The sequence below is a fragment of the uncultured Parvibaculum sp. genome, assembly GCF_963975745.1.
GTDB lineage: Bacteria > Pseudomonadota > Alphaproteobacteria > Parvibaculales > Parvibaculaceae > Parvibaculum.
In genome coordinates, this window is the sequence record NZ_CAXBIB010000010.1 from 89,967 (window position 1) to 112,714 (window position 22,748).

Consider the following 22,748-nt stretch of genomic DNA (forward strand, 5'->3'; position numbering starts at 1 on the left):
GGCGCAAGCAAGGCGCGCCTGATTGCAGACGGGCCGCATCAGAATGTGCGGTTCGCCACATTGCCCCCAAGTTTCACGATCGTCACGACAAAGAACAGCACCATCAATCCCGCCAATGTCCATGCGAGCGCCAGATTGCGCTGACGGCGGCGCTTGAGCTGTTCCTCCGTCCATACCGGAGTCGCAATCTCATGGCGCTTGCTTTCATCCTGCTCGCTCATGTTTCCCTCACCATCCTGCCGGAAGCGCGATCGCATCGAAGGCCGCGACTCCCAGCGTCTTCTCAGCCAAAAGCAGCGAGAACACGAGGAAGAGGTAGAGGATGGAATAAGCGAAGAGCCGTTTGGCGGCCTTGTCCTGCAATGCGCCGGGCCGGCTGCGCCAAACACCAAAGGCAAACCACATGAAGCCGGCGCCCAGCACGGCCGCAGCGCTCGTGTAGAGCAAACCGGCAAATCCCAGCACCGCCGGCAACAGCGTCACGGGCACAAGCAACGCTGTGTAGATCATGATCTGACGCCGCGTCTCGGCTTCGCCCGCGACAACGGGAAGCATCGGCACTCCAACCTTCTCGTAGTCGCCACTCCGGTAGAGCGCCAAAGCCCAGAAATGCGGCGGCGTCCACATGAAGATGATGAGGAACAGCACAACCGGCTCAAGCGATATCGAGCCGGTCACGGCCGCCCAGCCAATCATCGGCGGAAATGCGCCGGCCGCACCGCCGATCACGATGTTCTGCGGCGTGCGGCGCTTCAGCCACATCGTGTAGACAACCAGATAGAAGAAGATCGTGAAGGCGAGAAGCGCCGCCGCCACCCAGTTCACCAGAACGCCCATCGTCATCACGGAGAAGACCGAGAGGATCGTACCGAATGCGGCGGCCTCGCCCGGCGTCACGCGGCCAGCCGGGATCGGCCGCTGTGCGGTTCGTGCCATCCGGGCATCGATGTCGGCGTCGTACCACATATTGAGGGCGCCGGAAGCGCCAGCGCCAACGGCTACGCAGAGCAGTGCCGTAAAGGCGATGACCGGATGAATGCTGCCCGGTGCGACGGCAAGACCGACCAGGGCCGTGAAAATCACCAGCGACATGACACGAGGCTTCAGCAGTTCGAAAAAGTCGCGCGCCGATCCCATCCCGCCTTCAGGCAGAGCACGCGCGTCGAATTCGTTCTTGCTGATCGCTGTATCCGACATCAAGCGCCGATAGCCTCAGTCTCCCGGAACGTCCGGGGTTTTCATCCAGGGGAAACTCCGGCCGGAACAATTTCCGGCCGGAGCTTTTTTCATTTGATCCGCGGCAGTTCCGAGAACTGATGGAACGGCGGCGGCGAGGAAAGCGTCCATTCCAGCGTCGTCGCGCCTTCACCCCACGGGTTGTTGACGGCCTTTTCCTTGCGCATGAATGCCTGCGCAACGCCGTAAAGGAAGATCAGGACGGCAAAGGCCGAAATGTAGGAACCGATCGACGAGACGTAGTTCCAGTAGGCGAAAGCATCCGGATAGTCCGCATAGCGGCGCGGCATGCCCTGCAGACCGAGGAAGTGCTGCGGGAAGAAGACCATGTTGACGCCGATGAACGTCACCCAGAAGTGCAGCTTGCCGACGAATTCGGAATACATGTAACCGAACATCTTCGGGAACCAGTAGTACCAGCCCGCAAAGATCGCAAACACCGCACCGAGCGAGAGCACGTAGTGGAAATGCGCCACCACGTAATAGGTGTCGTGCAGAGCGCGGTCGACGCCGGCATTGGCCAGAACGACGCCGGTCACGCCACCGATCGTGAAGAGAAAAATGAAGCCGATCGCCCAGAGCATCGGTGTCTTGAACTCGATCGAGCCGCCCCACATGGTTGCAATCCAGGAGAATATCTTGATGCCTGTCGGCACCGCGATGACCATGGTCGCGGCCACGAAATAGGCCTGCGTGTTGACCGACATGCCGACCGTATACATGTGGTGGGCCCAGACGATGAAGCCGACGAAACCGATTGCGACCATCGCATAGGCCATGCCGAGATAGCCGAAGACCGGCTTCCTCGAGAAGGTCGAGATGATCTGGCTGATGATACCGAAGCCCGGCAGGATCAGAATGTAGACTTCGGGATGACCGAAGAACCAGAACAGGTGCTGGAAGAGGATCGGATCGCCGCCGCCTTCAGGCGCAAAGAAGGTCGTGCCGAAATTGCGATCCGTGAGCAGCATGGTGATCGCACCGGCCAGCACCGGCAGCGAAAGCAGCAGCAGGAACACCGTCACCAGGATCGACCAGACGAAGAGTGGCATCTTGTGCAGCGTCATTCCCGGCGCACGCATGTTGAAGATCGTGGTGATGAAGTTGATGGCGCCGAGAATCGACGAGGCGCCAGCAATGTGAAGCGCCAGAATTGCGAAGTCCATCGCCGGTCCGGGCGAGCCCGACGTCGAGAGCGGCGGATAGATCGTCCAGCCGCCCGAGGCACCAGTGCCGCCGGGGGCGCCGGGCACGAACATCGAAATCACGAGCAGCGCGAGCGCCGGCGGCAACAGCCAGAATGAAATGTTGTTCATGCGCGGAAACGCCATGTCCGGCGCACCGATCATCAACGGCACGAACCAGTTGCCGAAGCCGCCGATCATGGCTGGCATGACCATGAAGAAGATCATGATCAGACCATGTGCCGTTACCAGCATGTTGAAGAGATTGTAGTCGCCACCGAGAACCTGGTCGCCCGGAAGCTGCAGCTCCATGCGCATGACGACCGACATGGCGCCACCGATGACCCCCGCGATGATCGCGAAGACCAGGTACATCGTGCCGATGTCCTTGTGGTTCGTCGAATAGACGTAACGCTTCCAGCCCGTGGGGTGGTCGGCGTGATCGGCGTGCGCACCCGCAGCTTGCCCTGCCATCTCTGTAACCCTTCGTTCTTGCGGTTTTATGCTTTTACCTGACCGTCGGAGAAACGCGCTCAGCGCGCCTCCACCGCCGGAGCTTCAGCCAATTTAAGTCTTCCGGTGCCGCCCAGCGCAGCCTGTTGCTCCTGCGCGACCCATTCGTCGAATTCTTCCCTGGTCACCACCTTGACGCTGATCGGCATGAAAGCGTGGCGCGTGCCGCAGAGCTCGGAGCACTGACCGTAGAACATGCCGGTGCGTTCGGCGCGGAACCAGGTTTCGTTGAGGCGGCCGGGAATCGCGTCGATCTTGACGCCGAAGGACGGCACGGCAAAGGCGTGGATCACATCGGCCGCAGTGACGATCACACGCACCGTCGTGTCGACCGGTACCACCAGGTCGTAGTCGGCCGCCAGAAGACGCGGCTGGCCGGGCTGCAACTGATCGTCAGGGATCATGTTCGAGATGATCGAGATATCACCATGATCGGGATACTCGTAGCCCCAGTACCACTGGTAGCCGACGGCCTTCACCGTCAACTCCGCCTCGGGAATCACGACCTGCTTGTAGAGAAGGCGAAACGACGGGATCGCGATGACCACAAGGATCATCACGGGAATCACGGTCCATGCGACTTCGAGCAGCGTGTTGTGGGTGGTCCTGGACGGGTTCGGGTTCGACTTGCGGTTGAACCGCAGGATCACGATCGCCAGCAAGGCGGTCACGAAGACGACGATGATCGTAATGATCCAGAGCAGAAAGTCGTGGAACCAGATGATGTCGTCCATCACCGGCGATGCCGACGCCTGCAAGCCGAGACCGCCATCATGCGGCTGGCCTGCGAAAGCGGCAGCGACGAGGCCGCCGTCGAAATGCCAGCCCGCGAACGCGAGCGCGAAGAGGCCAAAACCGATCAGAAACCGCATGCTTATCCCCAGCTAGTCAATTCAATTTCCGGCCCCGGAATCCGGCCGATCCCGGACTGCGCCTTCAGGCGAGCAAATCTCGCCGTCAGAAACCATAAACCGTTCGCCGCCGCAAGTTCCGCTATCGCCTTCTGCGACGGTTTCCCGCGACGCCTGCCCCCTTTTTCCCGCCCGGCTGCAAGACATGCCAATTTGTCATATTGCGCCTGCCAGACGACTCGCAGTGCAAAGTATAGACATGCCCGGGGACGAGGCCACAGCGGGGGGCGCGTTTTGCGACGTTTTGCCACAATGGATGGCCGAATCGGAGATTATGGGCACGTCTGGAGCGGCATTGAATTTCCGGCCCGTGGGCCTTTCCCGTCACTCAAAATGCCCTAGAGTAATGGTTGGATATTCATTCACGCTGCCCTGTCCAACGGATAGCAAGTTCATGCGCGACGAAGCCCTGATTCATTTCCATCTCGGCCGCCGTATCTCGGCCGGCGTGCTGCTGCCGCATAATGGCGGCGCGGCGCCGGAGTTGATTTCCGAGGCCGCACCATGGCTCGACACGCGCGATCCGGGGCGCTGCGTCGTCGGTTTCTGTGCCGCTCATCCAGATCTGGTCGGGGACGTCGTCGGCCCGCCGCCCGAGGGCTGGCAGGACTGGCGCTTTGCCGACTGGGATGCCTGGTTTGGCCGGATAAACGGCGTTTTTCTGGTCGATCTTGCGTCGCTGAAGGTGACGCAATATCCGCTCTACAGCTGCGCCCCGCAGGTGGTGCGCTGCGACCTTTCGGGCCTGCCGCGACGGCTGGTGCCGGTCGAGGAATGGCTCGACCGGTAAGTCCGGCCGTTCGCCATCGCCCAATTCTTCAGGAATACGCGCCCATGACCCATGACACCGCCGATGATCTGTTCTTTGCCCGGACCGGGCTCGACCGCGCCCGCGTCGAGGGGCTCGTCAACGATACGCTCAACGGCGCCGATGATGGCGAGCTGTTCATGGAGTACCGGCAGTCGGAGGCGCTCGGCTTCGACGACGGCCGCCTCAAGACCGCGAGCTTCGACACCTCGCAGGGCTTCGGCCTGCGCTGCGTCGCCGGCGAGGCGACGGGCTATGCGCATGCCTCCGAACTCAGCGAGGAAGCGATGAAGCGCGCCAGCGCCGCCGTGCAGGCAGTCAAGACGGGGCACACCGGCGCGCTGGCCGAGGGCCCGGCCCGCACCAATGCGCATCTCTATTCCGACGAGAACCCGCTTGGCGGCCAGAGTTTCGAGGAGAAGGCGAAGCTGCTGGCCGAGATCGACGCCTATGCGCGCGGTCTCGACAAACGCGTGCGGCAGGTTTCGGTTTCGATGACCGGCGAGTGGCAGGCGGTCGAGATCATCCGCGCCGGCGGCGCGACGCTGCGCGACGTGCGGCCGCTGGTGCGGCTCAATGTGGCAATCGTCGCCGGCGAAGGCGACCGGCAGGAGACCGGATCCTATGGCGTCGGCGGGCGCATGGGCTATGACGTCTTCATCGATCCGCTGAAATGGCGCGGCCAGGTGGACGAGGCGCTCCGGCAGGCACTGACAAATCTCGAAGCGGTGCCGGCGCCGGCCGGCGAGATGGATGTGGTGCTGGGGCCCGGCTGGCCCGGTATCCTGTTGCACGAGGCGATCGGCCACGGTCTCGAGGGCGATTTCAACCGCAAGAAGACATCGGCGTTTGCCGGCCTGCTCGGCAGCCGCGTCGCGGCGCCCGGCGTGACGGTCGTCGACGACGGGACGCTGGCCGACCGGCGCGGCTCGCTGTCGATCGACGACGAGGGCACGCCGACATCGCGCACGGTGCTGATCGAGGACGGGATTCTCAAAGGTTATATGCAGGACAGGCTCAATGCGCGGCTGATGGGCATGGCGCCGACCGGCAACGGACGGCGCGAATCCTACGCGCATCAGCCGATGCCGCGCATGACCAACACCTATATGCTGTCGGGCGACCGCGAAGCGGACGAGATCCTTTCGTCGGTGAAGAAGGGCCTTTATGCGGTCTCCTTCGGCGGCGGACAGGTCGACATCACCTCGGGCAAGTTCGTCTTCACCTGCACCGAGGCCTACCTCATCGAGAACGGCAGGATCGGCGCGCCGGTCAAGGGCGCGACGCTGATCGGCAACGGACCGGATGTGCTGACGCGCGTCTCGATGATCGGCAACGACATGAAGCTCGATCCCGGCATCGGCACCTGCGGCAAGGGCGGACAGGGCGTGCCGGTCGGCGTCGGCCAGCCGACGCTCCGCATCGACGGACTGACGGTGGGCGGCACGGCGAAGGCCGCTTAAAAAGCTCCGCCTGCGGAACAAGGCACAACTTATCCCCATTTTACCCCCCCTCTGTCACGTAACTGTCACAAAACTGTCATAAATGCGCCCGGGACGGCTTCGGACCCGGGGACAAGTCGCCTTGTCCCCATGGGGATAACCGGCCGAGGCAGCGGCACGCTGTGGCAAGCGGGCAACAGCGTGCCGCTGCCGCCCTTCCCGCCCGCTCCGGCCACCGCTCAAACCGAAGCCAGAAAGTCCGCGATCTCCCTGTCGCTCCGTAGACGGAACTTTTTTGCATGGGCCGCATCGCACGCCAGGGCTTCCTCGATCATCGCGTCATGCGTGCGCTTGAAATTCCAGATGAAACGGTAGAAAGCCGGATCGAACTTCTCCGGGCAGCCGGGCGCGAGGTCGGCGCGGGTTTTGCCGAAGAGCGTCAGTGTGCGGCGGAAGGCGCGCCAGAGGCAGGTGCGGCGCGGCTGGTCGACCCAGACGATTGTGTCGGCGCGCGGCAGGCGGATGTCGAAGGTGCGGCTGAAATTTCCGTCGACGATCCAGCGGTCTTCGGCGACCGCGGCGGCGACCTTCGACCGGAACTCGTCATAGCTGCTTTCGACCCAGCCGGGTTTCCAGAACAGCACGTCGAGATGGACCACCGGCAGGGCGAGTTTCTCGCCGAGCTTGCGCGCGAGCGTCGACTTGCCGCCGCCCGAGCAGCCGATGACCAGGATGCGCTGCACGCGCTCACCCCTTCGAGCTGTGGCAGACCGCCTGGAGCTTGTTGCCTTCGGGGTCGCGCACATAGGCGCCGTAATAGTTCGGATGGTAGTGGGTCCTGAGGCCCGGTTCGCCTTCGCTGGTGCCGCCCATTTCCAGCGCCCTGGCGTGGAAGGCATCGACCGCGGCGCGGGAGGGGGCAAGGAAGGCGACATGGCCGCCATTGCCGGGCAGATGCGCCTTGCCGTCGAAAGGCTTCAGCACAAAGACCTTGGGTCCTGTCGCCGTGCCGTAGGAGGCGAGGCCCGGCGCCTTGAAGAAGGGCGCGATGCCGAGCGTCGCCAGCACCGCGTCGTAAAAGGCGGCTGCCTTGTCCGGATCGCTAGAGCCGATGGTGACGTGACTGAACATGGGGCACCTCGTTCTGCTGTCGCTGCGTGACCAATCTTCGTTCCTCGCTCCGCCACCCGAAAAATCCCTTGGATTTTTCGGCCTCCCCGCGAGGGGGAGGTCAAAGGAGCCGCACTGACGCCTAGAACGCAAATTCCCTGAAGACCGGATCGACCGAGCCGTTCCAGCGGCCGTGATAGAGAGCCAGCAGTTCCTCGGCGGGGGTGATGCCCGTTTCGACGATCTTCTCGACCGCGTTGAGATGGATCGCCTCGGTGCCGCCGACGCCGTCGCCATTGGCGCGGGCATCGAGGCCGGCGCGCGAGATCTCGACGGCGCGGCGCGCGACATCGAGCAGCGTGCCGCCGCGGAAGGGCGTCTTCAGCGCCAGTCGCGGCACGTCGTCGCGCAGTTTCTGACGTTCCTCGTCGCTCCAGTCCTTGACGAGATCCCAGGCGGCGTCGAGCGCGTTCTGGTCGTAGAGCAGCCCGACCCAGAAGGCCGGCAGGCCGCAGATGCGGGCCCAGGGACCGCCATCGGCGCCGCGCATCTCCATGTAGTTCTTGATGCGCGCCTCGGGGAAGATGGTCGTCAGGTGATTGTTCCAGTCGCCGCGCGTCGGCACTTCGCCCGGCAGCGCCGGCAGGCGGCCTTCGAGGAAGTCGCGGAAGGACTGACCGGTCGCATCGATATATCCGCCGTCGCGATAGACGAAATACATCGGCACATCGAGCGCGTAGTCGACATAACGCTCGAAGCCGAAGCCCTCATCGAAGACAAACGGGATCATGCCCGAACGCGCCCTGTCGGTGTCGGTCCAGACATGCGAGCGGTAGGAGAGATAGCCATTGGGCTTTCCCTCGGTGAAGGGCGAATTGGCGAAGATCGCTGTGGCGACCGGCTGCAGCGCGATGGCCACGCGCAGCTTCTTCACCATGTCGGCTTCCGAGGCGAAGTCGAGGTTCACCTGCACGGTGCAGGAGCGGTACATCATGTCGAGACCCATGGTCCCGACCTTCTTCATGTATTCGGTCATGATCCTGTAGCGGCCCTTGGGCATGACCGGGATTTCGTCGCGGCGCCAGTTGGGCGTGAAGCCCAGACCCAGAAAGCCGATGCCGTGTTCGTCGCCGACTTCCTTGACCTGGGCCAGGTGGTCGTGCAGTTCCGAACAGGTCTGGTGCAGGGTTTCGAGCGCGGCGCCCGAAAGCTCGAACTGGCCGCCGGGCTCCAGCGAGATGTTGCCGTGGCCCTCGCTTTCGAGACCGATGATGTGCTCGCCTTCCATCACCGGCTGCCAGCCGAAGCGGGTCAGGCCCTCGAGCATGGCGCGAATGCCGTGATCGCCCTCATAGGGGATCGGCGTCAGGTTCTTCACACAGAAGGGAAATTTCTCGTGCTCGGTGCCGATGCGCCAGTCGGATTTCGGCTTGTTGCCGCGCTCCAGCGCAGCCACGAGATCGCGACGGTCGGTGATGGGCTCGGGCCCGGCGACGAGTATGCTCATGCGAGCCCCTTTGTTCCTCCGCGGACCTTGTTGTCGTATCGAGGGGCATCAGCCCATGACCCCCGACCGGTCCTTCGCGTCGCCCAGATGTAGGAGCGGGATTTGCGGCTGACAAGCGCAAATCTCGGTCGCGACTTATACTTATTCTACAGACCGGCGCCCCGGCGCCGGCACCTTTGGCGGCGCGGCATCGCCCCCCTTGCCCGCATGTGCGAGGATCGGACAAACAGCGAGAGGAGCGATCGGATGCGGATCGGCATATTGACAGGCGGCGGCGATGTGCCGGGATTGAATTCCTGCATCAAGGCGGTGACGCGGCGGGCCACCGAACAGGGCTGGGAGGTGATCGGCTTCCGGCGCGGCTGGGCCGGCCCCCTCAACTACAATCCCGACGATCCGGAGGGCAGCGAGCGGCATCTGATGCGGCTCGACAACGAGGCCGTGCGCACCATCGACCGCGAGGGCGGCACGATCCTGCACACGACGCGGACCGATCCGCAATGGATGGTCGAGGCCAAGCTGCCCGATTTCCTCAAGGGCAAGTTCAAGCTCAGCGACAAGGGAACCGTCGACACCACGCCGCATATATTGCGCGTCTTCGAGCATCTCGGCATCGACGTGATGGTGACGATCGGCGGCGACGGCACGCTGGCCTATGCCGCGCAGCTTCACGGCGAAGGCATGAAGACCGTCTCGATTCCGAAGACGATGGACAATGACGTTTTCGGCACCGATTACTGCATCGGCTTTTCGACGGCGGTGTCGCGTTCGGTCGAGCATATCAACGCGCTCCGCACTTCGACGGGCAGCCATGAGCGCATTGCGGTGGTCGAACTGTTCGGCCGGCATTCGGGCGAGACCGCGCTGATCGCCAGCTACCTCGCCGATGTCGACCGTGCCATCATCGCCGAAGTGCCGTTCGATGTCGCCAAGCTGGGCGCGCTGCTGGCGGCCGACCGCGCGGCGAATCCGGCGCGCTATGCGATGGTGGTGATTTCGGAAGGGGCCCGCATGGAGGGCGGCGAGAGGCTGACCTATGGCGAAGCGGACGAATATGGACGCAAGCGGCTTGGCGGCATCGGCCATCTGGTCGGCGAGGAACTGACGAAGATCACCGGCATCGACACGATCACGCAGTCGCTCGCCTATCTGATGCGCGCGGGGCCGCCCGACGCGCTCGACCAGATGGTGGCCAAGAGCTTCGGCACGCTGGCGGTACAGGAGATCGCCGCCGGACGCAGCGGCTTCATGACGGCCCTGCGCGACGGCAATTACGAGACCGTGCCCGCCGCGCTCTGCACCGAGGGCCGCAAGCGCGTCGACGTGAAAGCCTTCTACGACCGCGACGCCTATCGCCCGCGCATCGCGCAGGTGACGGGCAAGCCGATGTTCCTGTATTGAGGCCCGTCCCGCCTGCTTGCTGCCGGCGTACGGGACGGGCGAGAGCCTGCCGGATCAGGAACGCGGGCGCGAGCCCGACCGCTTCAACTGCATGGTCTGGCGGGCCTCTTCATGGTCGCCGCCGATGACCCTGAAGCCGAGGCGCTCGTAGAGTTCGTGCGCATCGTTGGTGGACAACATGATGCGCGTGACGGCGGCCAGCGCCGGATCGTTGACCATCGTCTCGACAATCCATTTGCCGAGGCCGTTGCCGCGATGAACGGGCAGGATGTAGACGTCGCTCATCCAGGCGAAGCGGCTCATATCGGTGACCATGCGGCCGAAACCCGCCTGCTCGCCATCCGGCGAATAGAGACCATAGGCCCGGGAATTGAGGATGCTGGTCCAGAGCACATCCGGCGGCACCTCGCTGGCCCAGTAGGTGGCGCCGAGCATCTTCAGGATCGACTCCCTGTCGAGCCGCGACTTGTCGGTGTTGATCTCGAAACCGTGGCGGCTCCAGGAAGAAATCTCGGACGAACTCATACGCCTACTCTCTTTTACTCGTTGTTCTTGTTATCTGGCTCCCGCGCGTTGGGCATAGGTCCAAGCTTCCTGCGCGAGCGGTCGCACATTCTGCGCCATCTGTTTTGCGTGTTCGCTTGATGCCGTCCCGTCCCTCACCCGCCCCGCGATTCCCTGCAGGATACCGGCAAGACGAAAGAAATTATACGAAAAATAGAAATCGAGATTCTCGATGCCGGGGCGATTCGTCCGTTCACAGTACATCGCGATATATTCGTCGAGCGTCGGGATGCCGAGTTCCTTCAGATTGGCCGTCTGGATCGAGCCTGTGCCGCCGCCAGTGCCCTGACCCGGCATCACCCATTGCATCAGGCTGTAGGTGAAATCACCCAGCGGATGACCCAGCGTCGAGAGCTCCCAATCGAGCACCGCGATCACCTTCGGCTCGGTCGGATGCAGGATCGTGTTGTCGAGACGGTAGTCTCCATGCACGACCGAAGTCGAATCATCCTGCGGCACATTTTCGGGAAGCCATTCCATAAGACGGTTCATCTCGGGAATGGATTCGGTTTCGGAGGCGACATACTGCTTCGACCAGCGCGAGATCTGGCGGGCGAAATAATTTCCCGGCTTGCCGAAATCGCCGAGGCCCGCCGCCTCGTAGTCGATCATGTGCAGCCGCGCCAGCGTGTCGTTGAGCGTCTCGTAGATCTTCCAGCGCATGCCGGGTTCGATGCCGGGGAGCAAGGGCTCCCAGAGCACGCGGCCTTCCACCATGTCCATGATGTAGAACATGGTGCCGATGACGCTGTCGTCCTCGCAGAGACAATAAGTGCGCGGCGCGGGGAAGCCGACACCATGCAGCGCGGTGATGACCTTGTATTCGCGATCGACCGCATGGGCCGAGGGCAGCAGCTTGCCCGGCGGCTTGCGCCGCAGCACATATTTCTTCGCCGGCGTGACGAGCTGGTAGGTCGGGTTCGACTGGCCGCCCTTGAACTGCTTGACCGTCAGCGGGCCCTTGAAGCCGTCGACATGGGCTTCCATGTAGCCGGCAAGGCGCTTCTCATCGAACCTGTGCGTGTCGGCCACCTCCTTGGTGCCCGAAAACTGTTCCTGCCGGCTTTCCGCTGCGTCGGTCATGGTTTCGCTCCCCGTGTCTTTTATTCTGTGTACGTCTTATATGAAGTTGCGCCGGCTTCCCGAAAGCCAATATCAACCCGGATCGTCATGACCCGGCTTGTCCGGGTCATGACGGCGGAGGGGATGTGAGCTATTGGCATTGCCCGCCCCTCACGCGTGCTGCTTCTCGCGCTCGATGGCACGATAGCCGATGTCGCGGCGACAGAAGCCTTGCGGCCAGTCGATCGCCGCGACCGCACGATAGGCGCGCGCCTGGGCCTCGACGGTGCTGGCGCCGGTCCCGGTCACGTTGAGCACGCGCCCGCCGACAGCCAGAATCCGGCCGTTCTCGGCGCGCGTCCCGGCATGGAAAATCTCGACGCCCTCGACCGCCGCCGCCGCGTCGAGGCCCTTGATCTCGGTATTCCTTTCATAATCGCCGGGATAGCCGTTGGCGGCCATGACCACCGTCAGGGCGACCTCGTCCTTCCAGCGCAGGTCGGCACTCGCCAGCGTGCCGTCATGGGTGGCCATCAGCAACGGAAGGACATCGCAATCGAGACGGGTCATCAGGACCTGGGTCTCGGGATCGCCGAAGCGGGCATTGTATTCGATCAGTTTCGGACCGTCCTTCGTCAGCATCAGGCCGGCATAGAGCACCCCCTTGAAGGGCGTGCCGCGGGCCGCCATGGCCTTGACCGTCGGCTCGACGATCTCGCGCATGGTGCGCGCGCACAGGCCCGGCGTCATGACCGGCGCCGGCGAATAGGCGCCCATGCCGCCCGTGTTGGCGCCCTTGTCGCCGTCGAAGACGCGCTTGTGATCCTGGGCGGTCGCCAGCGGCAGGGCCATGCTGCCGTCGCAGAGCGCGAAGAAGCTCGCCTCCTCGCCTTCGAGAAATTCCTCGACGACGACTTCGGCACCGGCGGCGCCGAATCGGCCGGAAAAGATCTCGTCGACGGCCGCCTCGGCCTCGGCCGGCGTCAGCGCGACGATGACGCCCTTGCCGGCCGCCAGCCCATCGGCCTTGACGACGATCGGCGCGCCTTTTTCGCGGATGAAATCCTTCGCCGGCGCCGCGGCCGAAAACCGTCCGTAAGACGCCGTCGGGATCGACCACTCGGCACAGAGATCCTTGGTGAAGCCTTTCGAGCCTTCGAGCTGCGCCGCCGCAGCCGAGGGGCCGAAGCTCGCGACCCCTTCGGCGTCGAGACGGTCGACCAGACCCGCGACCAGCGGGTCTTCGGGACCGACGACCACGAAGCCGATTTCCTTCGCGCGACAGAAGGAAACGATCGCGTCAAAATCCAGCGGCGACAGCGCGACGCATTCGGCGACGGCGGCGATCCCGCCATTGCCCGGCGCGCAATAGAGCGCGTTGCAAAGCGGGCTCTGGCGGATTTTCCAGCACAGCGCATGTTCGCGGCCACCCGAGCCGATGACGAGAATGTTCATGAGATCGCAACTCCCGGAAAGCCGCGGCAAGGACCAGAAAACACGCCCCGCCAAAGCGGTTTCCTTGTAGCATGGGAGGAAGCGCGGGCAAACCGCCGCAAACCGCGAATCATCAGGACCGAAAGCCTCCAAATGGCCGCTTCCGATACGTCAGCCGCCGCCGGCAGCGGCAATGTTCACGAGTTCTCGGTCAGCGAAATCTCGTTCGCCCTGAAGAAAACCGTCGAGGACACTTATGGCCATGTGCGCGTGCGCGGCGAAATCACCGGCTATCGCGGCCCGCATTCCTCGGGCCATTGCTATTTCGGGCTGAAGGACGACAAGGCCCGCATCGATGCCGTGATCTGGAAGGGAAATTTCGGCCGACTGCGCTTCAAGCCCGAAGAGGGCATGGAGGTAATCGCGACGGGAAAGCTGACCACCTATCCCGGCAGCTCCAAATACCAGATTGTGATCGAACACCTGGAACCGGCCGGCGTGGGCGCATTGATGGCGCTGCTGGAAGAACGGCGCCGCAAGCTCGCGGCCGAAGGGCTGTTCGCGGCGGAGCGCAAGCGCGCCCTGCCCTTTCTTCCGGACGTCATCGGCATCGTGACCAGCCCGACCGGCGCCGTCATTCGCGACATTCTGCACCGGCTCGCCGACCGTTTTCCGCGCCATGTCGTCGTCTGGCCGGTACGCGTGCAGGGCGAGACGTCCGCCGCCGAGGTTGCCGCCGCGATCGCCGGCTTCAACCGGATGGACAAGAACGGAAAGATTCCGCGGCCCGACCTGCTGATCGTCGCGCGCGGCGGCGGCTCGATCGAGGATCTGTGGTCGTTCAACGAGGAAATCGTCGTGCGGGCTGCCGCCGAAAGCGCGATCCCGCTGATCTCGGCCGTCGGCCACGAGACCGACACGACGCTGATCGATTTCGCCGCCGACCGCCGCGCGCCGACGCCGACGGCTGCTGCCGAGATGGCGGTGCCCGTGCGGGCCGACCTCGTTGCCGAAGTGCAGGATCGCGCCCGGCGGCTGATGCGGGGCGAGGCGCGGACCATCGAAGCGGCGCGCAACGAATTGCGCGGCATGGCGCGCGGGCTGCCGCGCCCCGCCGATATCGTGGCGCTGCCACGCCAGCGCTTCGACGCCGCCAGCGACCGGCTGGGGCGGGCGCTGGCGCGCGCGGCGGAAGTCAAGCGTGCGCGGCTGCACCGAATCGAGGGCCGGCTGTCGATCGCGCCGATCGAAAGACGCATCGCCGAAGCGCGGCGGCGCGCCGGCGAAATGAATGCGCGTGCGCTCGCCGCCGAGAAGCGCCTCGTCACCGACAATGCGCGACGGCTGGACGGCCTTTCCAAGCTACTCGAAAGCTATTCCTATCATGGCGTGCTGAAGCGCGGCTTCGCGGTGGTGCGCGACCATGCCGGCAAGCCGTTGCGCAGCGGCGCGGGCCTGAAATCCGGCACGCCGCTCGAGATCGAGTTCGCCGCGGACCGGCTCGGCGTCGTCGCCGCGCCCGGCGCGCCCGAGAAACCAAAGCCTGCCGCGAAAGCGAAGCCCGAGGGCCCGCAGGGCAGTCTGCTTTGATCGCGGCTGTCGGCCGGGCTATACTGCAAAAATGAACAGGATCGACAAAATGAGCGGTGGCGCGGCAGAGCTCGTCTATGGCGACGGCGAATTCCATGTCGTGCGGCATGGCAGCTTTGTGACCTGCGCCGTCACCGGCGCGCAGATCACGCTCGACGAGTTGCGCTACTGGAGCGTCGACCGCCAGGAAGCCTATGCCAGCGCCGAGATTTCGCTGAAGCGCCATATCGAACTGCAATCGTCCTCATGATCCGGCCGGTCGCGCTTCTTTCGGCCCTCATCCTCGCCGCCGCTTCGCCTGCCGTTGCGGACGCCGTGCCGGCGCTCGAATTACAGGGCGAGATGACGCAGGGCGCGCTGATTATCGGCACGGCCATGCCGGGCGCCAAGGTGCGGCTCGACGGGACCGATGTACCCGTTGCCGGAAACGGCCTCTTCGCATTCGGTTTCGACCGCGATCACGGCGCCACCGCACATCTTGCCGTCACCTATCCGGACGGGACCGGCACGGAACGGCAGATCGAGGTGGCGCGCCGCGACTGGGCCATCCAGCGCATCGACGGCTTGCCGCAGAAATATGTGACGCCGCCGCCCGAGACGCTGGCCCGCATCGCCAGGGAGCGCGAACTGAAGACCGCAGCGCGCGGCAAACGGATCGAGGGCAGCTGGTTCGCACAGCCCTTCATCTGGCCGACGACCGGTCCGATCACCGGCGTGTTCGGCTCGCAACGCATCTATAATGGCGAACCGCGCCGGCCGCATTACGGCGTCGACGTGGCCGCGCCGACCGGTACGCCGATCGTTGCGCCGCAGGCGGGTGTGGTGACGCTGGCCGAAGCGGACATGTATTTCGAGGGCGGCCTGGTGTTTCTCGATCACGGTCATGGCGTGACCAGCGTCATCATGCATATGAGCCGGGTCGACGTGACGGAAGGTCAGACCGTCGAACAGGGCGAGGTCATCGGCGCGGTGGGCGCAACCGGCCGCGCCACCGGACCGCATCTTCACTGGGGCATGTTCTGGCGCGGCGCGCAGCTCGATCCGGTCAATCTTGCCGGGGCAATGCCGGACGCAGCCCAGACGGCCGCCGGCGGCGGCGACTAGGGCTCCGGTCCTGTCGCGTTTCCGGACGGCACGGCGTTCTTCCTATTCGACAGAACCATCCTCTTCCGACCCGTACCGGCGGCGCTGCCAGGGCTTGACCGACCAGCGATCATGCAGCCAGAGCCATTCATGCGGGCGGGCGCGGATGCGCGCCTCGAGAAAATCGTTGATCTCCTGGGTGATGCGCAGGATCTCGTCGAAGGGCTCGGCCTCCGGATTCGCCAGGATCGGGTCGTAGACGGTGACGCGGAAACGGGCGCCTTCGAGGCGTTCGATGCCGACCGGCAGCACCGGCACATTGTAGCGCACGGCCAGACCCGCCGGTGCGCCCGCCGTCATGGCGCGCAGCCCGAACAGGCGCGCCTCCACGCCGTCATTCATCTTCTGATCGGTCAGCATGGCGACGAAGCGGTTCTCGCGCATCAGCCTGACGATCACACGCGCGCCGGCTCCGCCCTTGGGGATCTGCGTCGCGCCGCCGGTGGCACGCCGGCGCAACGAGACCATCCATTCGTTGACGAAGGGGTTGTTGGCATGGCGATAGACCTCGCCGCCTTCGAGCCCTTCCAGACGCATGACCAGGGGCAGCAATTCCCAGTTCGAAAAGTGACCCGACACCAGGACGCCGCCATAGCCTTCCGCCGCCATGGCCCGCAAGGCCCCGGCGCCGACCACCTCGATGCGGTGGCGTTCGCCGGGATGCCCGAAGCGTTCGAGATGCGCATACTCACCGATGGTGCGGCCGAGATTTTCCCACATCGCGGCCAGGATGCGCTCGACCTCGGCTGGCGGCAGATCCGGCATGGCGCGGCGGATATTGGCGCGGGCGCGCTTGGAGATGCCGAGTTTCGGACCGAGATATCGCGCCAGCCGGCCGCCCAGCGCCGATGCCCGGTCGAGTCCCAGCAGATGGAAAAAGGCCAGTGCGATCTTCAGCGCCGCATATTCGAACAGGTGCACGGTCGTGCTCTTTGCCGTCATGCCTTCCCGCCCCCTCTCAACCCCGGCGGCGACGCGCGCGTCGCGTTGCGTCGTCGATCAACGCCATCAGGGTGTCGATGTTGGCAATCAGCGCCCGGACCGGCAACTGCATCGCGGCATCGCGCAGCCGTGCCCGCGCGCTGCCGGCCGGCGCATGGGCCAGACGCACCGCGTCCTTTTCGGTGGTGATCAGGCGCAGGCCGCGCTCGCGCGCCCGGACCAGCAGATGCAGGGCGTCGCGCTCGGAATACATGTGGTGGTCGGCGAAATCGACCGTCTCGGCGACCTCGGCACCGAGATCGGCCAGCGTGCGATAGAATCTCTCGGGACGGCCGATGCCGGCAAAGGCCAGCAGCGGCAGATCGCCCAGGCCGGGCGGTGTGGCCGGCCGGGTGATCGCATTGAAAACCGGCAGGCCGCGGGCGCGGGCACGCGCCGCGATGCCGTCGGCCGCATGGCCGCGGCCGTTCAGGATGACCGCCTGGGCCCGTGCCAGCGCGCCGTCGATGCGCTCGCGCAGGGGGCCGGCCGGAATGAGACGCCCGTTGCCGACGCCCGTCGCCGCGTCGACGACCAGTATCGAGAAGTCCTTGACGAGATGCGGGTTCTGGAAGCCGTCATCCATCACGATCAATTGCGCGCCGCCGCGTACCGCGGCTGCCGCGCCTTCCGGCCGCCGTGCCGACACCCATGCCGGCGCGATGGCAGCCAGCAGCAGCGGCTCGTCGCCGACATCGGCCGCGCCGTGCCGCGCCGGATCGACCCGGATCGGGCCGCGCTCGCGGCCGCCATAGCCCCGGGTCAGGAAATGAACATTCTCGCCGGCTGCGATCAGGCGCTCGGCAAGGGTCAGCGCCAGCGGCGTCTTGCCGGTGCCGCCGGCCGTCAGATTGCCGATGCAGACGACCGGCACGGCCGCGCGCTCCGGCGTGGCACGGCGATAGCGGATGCGGCCGGCCAGACCGTAGAGCCAGCCGGCCGGCGCCAGCAGACGCGCCGGCAACTGCGGCGCGGCGCCGGTTCGCGGCGGATACCAGAAGCGCGGTTCACGCATCGGCATGACCCTCCGCGGCCGGCGGCAGCAGCGGCCAGAGCAGCTCGAAGACGCGCGATGTCGCGCCGCTGTCGGCGCTGGCGACGGCCTGCGCCGCCGCGGCCCTTTGCCGGCGCAAGGCGGGGTCGGCCAGAAGCGGCGCGACCGCGCCGGCCAGTTCGGCCGGGCCGGCAATGCGCTGCATCGCGCCGGCCGCCTCGAAGGCCGCATAGGCCTCGGCGAAATTGAAGTCGGAGGGGCCCGCGATCAGGGCCGAGTCGAGACGCGCCGCCTCGAAGGGATTGTGGCCGCCGGCCGGGTGGAGCGTGCCGCCGATGAAGGCAATGCCGGACAGACTGTAGTAGAGGCCCATTTCGCCCAGTGTGTCGCCGAGATAGATGTCGGTCGTCGCGGCGATGCTCTCGCCGGCGCTGCGCCGGGCCACCGCAAGGCCGAGCGCCCGGCATTCGGCGGCCACGGCCGGGCCGCGCGCCGGGTGGCGCGGCACGATGATCGTCAGCAGGCCGGGATGGGCCGCGGCCAGCGCGCGATGCGCTTCGGCGGCGGCACGCTCTTCGCCGTCATGCGTGTTGCTGGCCAGCCAGACCGGGCGGCCGGCGATCTGGCCCTGCAGGCGCGCCAGTTCGCCGGCGTCGGGGCGCAGCGGCGCGGCATCGTGTTTCAGATTGCCGAGGCGCCGCACCGAGGGCGCGCCGAGGGCGCGCAGACGTTCGGCACTGGCCTTGTCCTGCGCCACCGTCAGCGAAAAGCCCGCCAGCAGCGCCGCCGCCATCTGCGGCGCGCGGCGCCAGTTGCGGAAGGACTGTTCGGTGATGCGCGCATTGACGAGGGCCAGCGGCAGGCCGCGCGCCCGGGCGGCGCGCATCAGGTTCGGCCAGAATTCCGACTCGACCCATATGGCGAGATCGGGCCGCCAGTGGTCGAGAAAGCGGGCGCACCAGGCCGGATGATCGAGCGGCACCAGTTGATGCACGGCGCGCGGCGGCAGGCGCTCGGCCATCAGCCGGGCCGAGGTGACGGTGCCGGTGGTGACCAGCACCGCGATGTCGGGTGCCGCGGCCAGCAGGCGGTCGATCAGCGGCAGCACCGACAGCGACTCGCCGATGCTGGCGGCATGGAACCAGACCAGGCGGCCCGGCGGCCGCGGCCGCGACGGGCGGCCGAGGCGCTCGCCGATGCGGGCCGGATCCTCCTTGCCGCGCGCAATCCGGCGGCGCAGCAGGACCGGGGCCACCGGCGCCAGCGCCCGCGTCAACAGACGGTAGAGCGCAAGGCCGGGCGATGTGGCGGTCGCGGTCATCACCGGAACGGGATGCTCAAGACGCCACCGTCCCTGCATCCTGCAGGGACGGGGCGCGGCCGACCAGGCGTTCGGCCTCGGCCGCGACTTCGTTGAGACCGTCCTCGACGCGCTGCCGCGCGCGTTCGATTTCCTCCGGGCTCGCATCGCGGTCGACATAGATCGGTTCGCCCCATACCAGCGCGCCCTTCGAGAAGGGCAGGTTGATGGTGAAGCGGTCCCAGTTGTCGAGCTTGATGCGGGCGCGCGTCGTCGCGGCCACCGGCACGATGGGACGGCCGGAGAGCCGCGCCAGCATCACGATGCCCTCGCCCGCGCGCCGCGCCGGCCCCGGGGGCAGATCGGCAGTCAGACCGATCGAGATGTTCTCGCCAAGCGCGCGGACCATGGCGCGCAAGGCGCCGGCGCCGCCCTTGCCCTTGTGCTTGTGGCTGCGCTCCTCGCCCTTCGGCACGCCAGCGCCGCGGATCGTGCTGACGCCGAGATGGCGCATGACGCTGTCGACGATCTCGCCGTCGCCATGTTTCGAGACCAGGATGCGCCACTCGCGCCAGTTGTGCCAGAAGGGCGGCAGGATCAGATTCTGTCCATGCCATGTCGCCGCGACAAAGGGCTTGTCGACATTCCAGAAACTGGCGGCGATGTCGCCGCGCCGGATCTCGAAGCGGCAGGTCCGCCGGACCAGACGGATATAGAGCGCAATCAGGAAACCGATCGCGCCGGCGAAGGCCGCACTCTTGAATATCTTCTTGCCGAGCGACATCGGGTCCCTATTCTCCCGCCAGGGCCGTGTGCGGCGCTTCGTCCTGCGCCGGGCCGGCAGCCGCGTCCTCGATGAATTGCGAACGCGACAATTCCGCATAGAGACCGCCCGCGGCGACCAGTTCGGCATGGGTTCCCTGCTCGACCACGCGGCCGTCTTCGATGACATAGATATTGTGGGCGTGCTTGATGGTCGAGAGGCGGTGGGCGATGACCAGCGTCGTCCGCCCTTCCATCAGGCGCGCCAGCGCCTTCTGCACCTGCATCTCGGATGCCGTGTCGAGTGCCGATGTCGCCTCGTCGAGCAGCAGGATCGCCGCGTTCTTCAGCATCGCGCGCGCGATGGCAATGCGCTGGCGCTGGCCGCCGGAGAGCTTGAAGCCCGCCTCGCCGACGCGCGTGTCGTAGCCATCGGGCAGCGCCTGGATGAATTCATGCGCGGCGGCATTGCGTGCGGCCTGTTCGATCTCGGCATCGCCGGCGTCGGGCGACCCATAGGCGATGTTGGCCCGGATCGTGTCGTCGAAGAGAAACGGCTCCTGCGTCACCAGCGAGCTGGCGCCTCTGAGCGAGGCCAGCGTGACCTGCGCGACGTCCTGACCGTCGATCAGGACGCGGCCGGCGGTCGGATCGTAGAAGCGCGGCACCAGATTGAGAATGGTGCTCTTGCCGGCCCCCGACGGGCCGACCAGCGCCACCGTATGCCCCTTCGGCACCTCGATCGTCACCCCCTTGAGCGCCGGCGTGCCGTCGCCATAGTGGAAATGCACGTCCTCGAAACGGACCGCGCCATCGCGAATGCGGAGCGGCGCGGCATTCGCCGGCGCCCGGATGCCGGGCTCGATGTCGAGGATCGGAAAGACGCGAATGGCCGCCGCGACGCCTTCCTGCATCAGGGTCTGGGTGCTGGCGAGTTTCTTCAGCGGCTCGTAGGCCAGCATCATGGCGGAGAGAAAACCGCCGAGATCGCCGATGGTCAGCAGGCCGGTCTGGACGCTGCGGCCGCCGAAATAGATGACGGCCGCAATGCCGAAGCCCGACAGGATGCCGGTGACCGGACTGGCCGCGGCGCGGCTTTTCAGCGCGCGCAGCGAATGGCGCAGCACCTCGTCGATCGAGCGCTTGGCGCGGGCAATCTCGGTGGCTTCCTGGTCATAGGCCTTGACCACCCGGATGCCGCCCAGCGCTTCCGAGATGACCGCCGACAGGTCGCCGGAGCCCTGCATGGTCTGCCGGGCCGCCTTGCGCGACCGCCGTCCGAGCTGGCGCACCAGAAGGGCGACGAAGGGAATGACGGCCGTGCCCATCAGCGCCAGCTGCCAGTTGAGATAGAACATCGCGCCGATCAGGGCGATCACCGTCAGCAGATTCTGACCGAGATCGATCACGGTGGTGGTGATCGAATCGCGCACGCGGCTGGCATCGTAGAGAAAGCCGGAAATGAAACGGCCCGAATGCGTGCTGCTGACCCAGGCCAGGTCCGCATGCATGATGCGGTCGAACATGCGACGCTGAATCTCGGCAACGATATATTGCCCGATCGTGCTCATGTTGACCTTGGCGAAATAGGCCGCAACGGCCTGGACCGAGGTCGCGGCAATGGCGCCGGCCGACACCAGCAGCAGCATCCATGCGTCCGAGCCGACAATGTTGTCGAGGGCATGCTTGATCAGGATCGGGAGGACGCCGGTCGATGCCGCAACAATGACGCTGGCAAAAAGCGCCATGGCCGCCAGACGCCAGTGCGGGCGCAGATATTCGCGCGCCATCCGGCCCACGACCTGACGGGTCGTGAGTTCCGGCGGCGGAGTCTGGCCGGCGGGTTGCGGCGAATCCGGGCGCGGCCCCGTTCCCCCAAGGCCGGTATCGGCGGCGGATTTCTGGCTTGGCATCTGGCCTGTCTCGTTCGGTCCCGGCGATCGGGATTGCCGGGACCATATCACGGCACACCACCTGTCGCCATAAAGGCGGCAAATGGTAAACGCTTCATTCAATTGACCTTTTGACCGATTTCCGGGGCGCCCGTCAATTCAGCAAGGCGATGGAGACCGTCAGATAAGTGGCGAACAGCGTCCAGGCGAGATAGGGCAACTGCAGCAGACCGGCGAGACGATCGAACTTGAGGAATGCCATCACCATCAGAATGATGGCCGCGTCGAGGGCCAGCACCACCAGGACCGCCAGCGCCGGGCTCTTCAGCCCGAAAAACACGATGCTCCAGGACAGATTCAACGCCAGCTGCATGCCGAACAGGGACAGCGGCCCGCCCGCCTTGTCGAAACTTCCCGCCGCGCGCCAGACCAGCCAGGCCGAGATCGCCATCAGGAAATAGAGAAAGTTCCAGACGACCGGGAAAACCCATTCGTCGGGGTTGAGCGGCGGCTTGACCAGTTCCTGATACCAGTCACCGACGCTCGTTGCCGTCACGGCGCCGCCCGCGCCGGCGACAATGAAGACCACAATCAGAAATCCGAACAGGCAGACAAGCGACATCAGCGTGCCCGGCCCCGGCCTTGCCTTGTTGTCCGGCGACGGGTCGTTACTCGTCATCGCCACCATCCTGATCGGGATCGAGCAGCCGGTGCAGATGTACAATGAAATATCGCATATGCGCGTTGTCGACCGTTTTCTGGGCGGCCGCCTTCCATGCACGATGCGCCGTGTCGTAATCCGGGAAGATACCGACGATATCCAGCGCCGTCGTGTCCTTGAACTCCCTGCCTTCCAGATGCGTCAGCTCGCCGCCGAATACCAGGTGCAGAAGCTGTTTTGACATGAAGACCTC

Annotated in this window: 23 protein-coding genes; 6 read left to right on the forward strand and 17 right to left on the reverse strand. The window is 65.5% G+C overall.

The genetic code is table 11. From position 1 onward, the window contains the following. Nucleotides 1–38 precede the first annotated feature (38 nt). The 4 genes from AAC071_RS09785 to coxB form a co-directional block, all read right to left on the reverse strand. Nucleotides 39–221 (reverse strand): hypothetical protein, encoded by a 183-nt coding sequence (locus tag AAC071_RS09785; RefSeq protein WP_339832093.1) that lies wholly within the window; start codon nucleotides 219–221, stop codon nucleotides 39–41. Between the two features lie 7 nt (nucleotides 222–228). Next, a complete protein-coding gene (locus AAC071_RS09790) occupies nucleotides 229–1,197 on the reverse strand; it encodes a heme o synthase (protein WP_339832095.1) in 969 nt (322 codons plus the stop codon). Nucleotides 1,198–1,286: 89 nt separating this feature from the next. After that, nucleotides 1,287–2,894, reverse strand: a complete 1,608-nt coding sequence (ctaD, locus tag AAC071_RS09795) for a cytochrome c oxidase subunit I (RefSeq protein WP_339832097.1) — start codon at nucleotides 2,892–2,894, stop codon at nucleotides 1,287–1,289. A 59-nt stretch (nucleotides 2,895–2,953) separates the two neighbouring features. Further along, nucleotides 2,954–3,805: a cytochrome c oxidase subunit II gene (coxB, locus tag AAC071_RS09800; RefSeq protein WP_339832098.1), complete on the reverse strand. Its 852-nt coding sequence runs from the start codon at nucleotides 3,803–3,805 to the stop codon at nucleotides 2,954–2,956. 433 nt (nucleotides 3,806–4,238) lie between these two features. Here coxB and AAC071_RS09805 point away from each other — a divergent pair, with 433 nt between their 5' ends. Both AAC071_RS09805 and tldD read left to right on the forward strand, forming a co-directional pair. After that, on the forward strand, nucleotides 4,239–4,634 hold the full coding sequence (locus AAC071_RS09805) for a hypothetical protein (RefSeq protein WP_339832101.1): 396 nt from the start codon (nucleotides 4,239–4,241) through the stop codon (nucleotides 4,632–4,634). Between the two features lie 44 nt (nucleotides 4,635–4,678). Further along, on the forward strand, nucleotides 4,679–6,115 hold the full coding sequence (gene tldD, locus AAC071_RS09810) for a metalloprotease TldD (protein ID WP_339832102.1): 1,437 nt from the start codon (nucleotides 4,679–4,681) through the stop codon (nucleotides 6,113–6,115). Between the two features lie 218 nt (nucleotides 6,116–6,333). Here the strand turns inward: tldD and AAC071_RS09815 are convergent, their stop codons facing one another. From AAC071_RS09815 to AAC071_RS09825, 3 genes are all read right to left on the reverse strand, one after another. Then, nucleotides 6,334–6,837 (reverse strand): topology modulation protein, encoded by a 504-nt coding sequence (locus tag AAC071_RS09815; RefSeq protein ID WP_339832104.1) that lies wholly within the window; start codon nucleotides 6,835–6,837, stop codon nucleotides 6,334–6,336. Between the two features lie 4 nt (nucleotides 6,838–6,841). Next, nucleotides 6,842–7,225, reverse strand: a complete 384-nt coding sequence (locus AAC071_RS09820; protein ID WP_339832105.1) for a VOC family protein — start codon at nucleotides 7,223–7,225, stop codon at nucleotides 6,842–6,844. Nucleotides 7,226–7,346: 121 nt separating this feature from the next. Continuing rightward, nucleotides 7,347–8,711 carry a glutamate--cysteine ligase gene (locus AAC071_RS09825; protein WP_339832107.1) on the reverse strand — a complete coding sequence of 455 codons (1,365 nt, stop codon included), beginning with the start codon at nucleotides 8,709–8,711 and terminating at the stop codon, nucleotides 7,347–7,349. A 246-nt stretch (nucleotides 8,712–8,957) separates the two neighbouring features. Here AAC071_RS09825 and AAC071_RS09830 point away from each other — a divergent pair, with 246 nt between their 5' ends. After that, entirely contained in the window at nucleotides 8,958–10,112 is a 1,155-nt protein-coding gene (locus AAC071_RS09830) for an ATP-dependent 6-phosphofructokinase (protein WP_339832108.1), read from the forward strand. A gap of 54 nt (nucleotides 10,113–10,166) precedes the next feature. Here AAC071_RS09830 and AAC071_RS09835 read toward each other — a convergent pair whose 3' ends face one another. From AAC071_RS09835 to purD, 3 genes are all read right to left on the reverse strand, one after another. Continuing rightward, entirely contained in the window at nucleotides 10,167–10,637 is a 471-nt protein-coding gene (locus AAC071_RS09835) for a GNAT family N-acetyltransferase (RefSeq protein ID WP_339832109.1), read from the reverse strand. A 30-nt stretch (nucleotides 10,638–10,667) separates the two neighbouring features. Then, on the reverse strand, nucleotides 10,668–11,759 hold the full coding sequence (locus tag AAC071_RS09840; RefSeq protein WP_339832110.1) for a phosphotransferase: 1,092 nt from the start codon (nucleotides 11,757–11,759) through the stop codon (nucleotides 10,668–10,670). A 150-nt stretch (nucleotides 11,760–11,909) separates the two neighbouring features. Beyond that, the gene (gene purD / locus AAC071_RS09845) at nucleotides 11,910–13,193 is read right to left on the reverse strand and encodes a phosphoribosylamine--glycine ligase (protein WP_339832112.1); all 1,284 of its coding nucleotides are present in this window, start codon (nucleotides 13,191–13,193) and stop codon (nucleotides 11,910–11,912) included. Nucleotides 13,194–13,325: 132 nt separating this feature from the next. On the opposite strand from purD, the gene xseA reads away from it, so the two are divergent. The 3 genes from xseA to AAC071_RS09860 are packed head-to-tail and all read left to right on the forward strand — an operon-like array spanning nucleotide 13,326 to nucleotide 15,866. Further along, a complete protein-coding gene (xseA, locus tag AAC071_RS09850; protein ID WP_339832113.1) occupies nucleotides 13,326–14,762 on the forward strand; it encodes an exodeoxyribonuclease VII large subunit in 1,437 nt (478 codons plus the stop codon). A 31-nt stretch (nucleotides 14,763–14,793) separates the two neighbouring features. Continuing rightward, nucleotides 14,794–15,012, forward strand: coding sequence for a DUF2093 domain-containing protein (locus AAC071_RS09855; protein WP_339832115.1), 219 nt, complete (start codon nucleotides 14,794–14,796; stop codon nucleotides 15,010–15,012). Continuing rightward, nucleotides 15,009–15,866, forward strand: coding sequence for a M23 family metallopeptidase (locus tag AAC071_RS09860; RefSeq protein ID WP_339832117.1), 858 nt, complete (start codon nucleotides 15,009–15,011; stop codon nucleotides 15,864–15,866). The genes AAC071_RS09855 and AAC071_RS09860 overlap by 4 nt, the downstream gene beginning before the upstream one ends. 42 nt (nucleotides 15,867–15,908) lie before the next feature. Here AAC071_RS09860 and AAC071_RS09865 read toward each other — a convergent pair whose 3' ends face one another. The 7 genes from AAC071_RS09865 to AAC071_RS09895 form a co-directional block, all read right to left on the reverse strand. After that, nucleotides 15,909–16,847, reverse strand: a complete 939-nt coding sequence (locus AAC071_RS09865) for a lysophospholipid acyltransferase family protein (RefSeq protein ID WP_339832119.1) — start codon at nucleotides 16,845–16,847, stop codon at nucleotides 15,909–15,911. A 16-nt stretch (nucleotides 16,848–16,863) separates the two neighbouring features. Continuing rightward, nucleotides 16,864–17,901 carry a tetraacyldisaccharide 4'-kinase gene (lpxK, locus tag AAC071_RS09870; protein ID WP_339832120.1) on the reverse strand — a complete coding sequence of 346 codons (1,038 nt, stop codon included), beginning with the start codon at nucleotides 17,899–17,901 and terminating at the stop codon, nucleotides 16,864–16,866. Continuing rightward, the gene (locus tag AAC071_RS09875; protein WP_339832121.1) at nucleotides 17,894–19,201 is read right to left on the reverse strand and encodes a 3-deoxy-D-manno-octulosonic acid transferase; all 1,308 of its coding nucleotides are present in this window, start codon (nucleotides 19,199–19,201) and stop codon (nucleotides 17,894–17,896) included. Before AAC071_RS09875 ends, lpxK begins: the two co-directional genes overlap by 8 nt. Before the next feature lie 16 nt (nucleotides 19,202–19,217). After that, nucleotides 19,218–19,964, reverse strand: coding sequence for a lysophospholipid acyltransferase family protein (locus AAC071_RS09880; RefSeq protein WP_339832122.1), 747 nt, complete (start codon nucleotides 19,962–19,964; stop codon nucleotides 19,218–19,220). Nucleotides 19,965–19,971: 7 nt separating this feature from the next. Further along, on the reverse strand, nucleotides 19,972–21,855 hold the full coding sequence (locus tag AAC071_RS09885; RefSeq protein WP_339832125.1) for an ABC transporter ATP-binding protein: 1,884 nt from the start codon (nucleotides 21,853–21,855) through the stop codon (nucleotides 19,972–19,974). Between the two features lie 133 nt (nucleotides 21,856–21,988). Then, a complete protein-coding gene (locus tag AAC071_RS09890) occupies nucleotides 21,989–22,513 on the reverse strand; it encodes a TspO/MBR family protein (protein ID WP_339832127.1) in 525 nt (174 codons plus the stop codon). Then, complete coding sequence (locus AAC071_RS09895; protein ID WP_339832128.1) at nucleotides 22,503–22,739, reverse strand: DUF4170 domain-containing protein; 237 nt, start codon at nucleotides 22,737–22,739, stop codon at nucleotides 22,503–22,505. Before AAC071_RS09895 ends, AAC071_RS09890 begins: the two co-directional genes overlap by 11 nt. Between the last annotated feature and the right edge of the window lie 9 nt (nucleotides 22,740–22,748).

Coding starts and splice junctions, on each gene's coding strand:
- AAC071_RS09785 (WP_339832093.1), bottom strand. CDS start 221: ATGAGCGAGCAGGATGAAAGCAAGCGCCATGAGATTGCGACTCCGGTA.
- AAC071_RS09790 (WP_339832095.1), bottom strand. CDS start 1,197: ATGTCGGATACAGCGATCAGCAAGAACGAATTCGACGCGCGTGCTCTG.
- ctaD (WP_339832097.1), bottom strand. CDS start 2,894: ATGGCAGGGCAAGCTGCGGGTGCGCACGCCGATCACGCCGACCACCCC.
- coxB (WP_339832098.1), bottom strand. CDS start 3,805: ATGCGGTTTCTGATCGGTTTTGGCCTCTTCGCGCTCGCGTTCGCGGGC.
- AAC071_RS09805 (WP_339832101.1), top strand. CDS start 4,239: ATGCGCGACGAAGCCCTGATTCATTTCCATCTCGGCCGCCGTATCTCG.
- tldD (WP_339832102.1), top strand. CDS start 4,679: ATGACCCATGACACCGCCGATGATCTGTTCTTTGCCCGGACCGGGCTC.
- AAC071_RS09820 (WP_339832105.1), bottom strand. CDS start 7,225: ATGTTCAGTCACGTCACCATCGGCTCTAGCGATCCGGACAAGGCAGCC.
- AAC071_RS09825 (WP_339832107.1), bottom strand. CDS start 8,711: ATGAGCATACTCGTCGCCGGGCCCGAGCCCATCACCGACCGTCGCGAT.
- AAC071_RS09830 (WP_339832108.1), top strand. CDS start 8,958: ATGCGGATCGGCATATTGACAGGCGGCGGCGATGTGCCGGGATTGAAT.
- AAC071_RS09835 (WP_339832109.1), bottom strand. CDS start 10,637: ATGAGTTCGTCCGAGATTTCTTCCTGGAGCCGCCACGGTTTCGAGATC.
- AAC071_RS09840 (WP_339832110.1), bottom strand. CDS start 11,759: ATGACCGACGCAGCGGAAAGCCGGCAGGAACAGTTTTCGGGCACCAAG.
- purD (WP_339832112.1), bottom strand. CDS start 13,193: ATGAACATTCTCGTCATCGGCTCGGGTGGCCGCGAACATGCGCTGTGC.
- xseA (WP_339832113.1), top strand. CDS start 13,326: ATGGCCGCTTCCGATACGTCAGCCGCCGCCGGCAGCGGCAATGTTCAC.
- AAC071_RS09855 (WP_339832115.1), top strand. CDS start 14,794: ATGAACAGGATCGACAAAATGAGCGGTGGCGCGGCAGAGCTCGTCTAT.
- AAC071_RS09860 (WP_339832117.1), top strand. CDS start 15,009: ATGATCCGGCCGGTCGCGCTTCTTTCGGCCCTCATCCTCGCCGCCGCT.
- AAC071_RS09865 (WP_339832119.1), bottom strand. CDS start 16,847: ATGACGGCAAAGAGCACGACCGTGCACCTGTTCGAATATGCGGCGCTG.
- lpxK (WP_339832120.1), bottom strand. CDS start 17,901: ATGCGTGAACCGCGCTTCTGGTATCCGCCGCGAACCGGCGCCGCGCCG.
- AAC071_RS09875 (WP_339832121.1), bottom strand. CDS start 19,201: ATGACCGCGACCGCCACATCGCCCGGCCTTGCGCTCTACCGTCTGTTG.
- AAC071_RS09880 (WP_339832122.1), bottom strand. CDS start 19,964: ATGTCGCTCGGCAAGAAGATATTCAAGAGTGCGGCCTTCGCCGGCGCG.
- AAC071_RS09885 (WP_339832125.1), bottom strand. CDS start 21,855: ATGCCAAGCCAGAAATCCGCCGCCGATACCGGCCTTGGGGGAACGGGG.
- AAC071_RS09890 (WP_339832127.1), bottom strand. CDS start 22,513: ATGACGAGTAACGACCCGTCGCCGGACAACAAGGCAAGGCCGGGGCCG.
- AAC071_RS09895 (WP_339832128.1), bottom strand. CDS start 22,739: ATGTCAAAACAGCTTCTGCACCTGGTATTCGGCGGCGAGCTGACGCAT.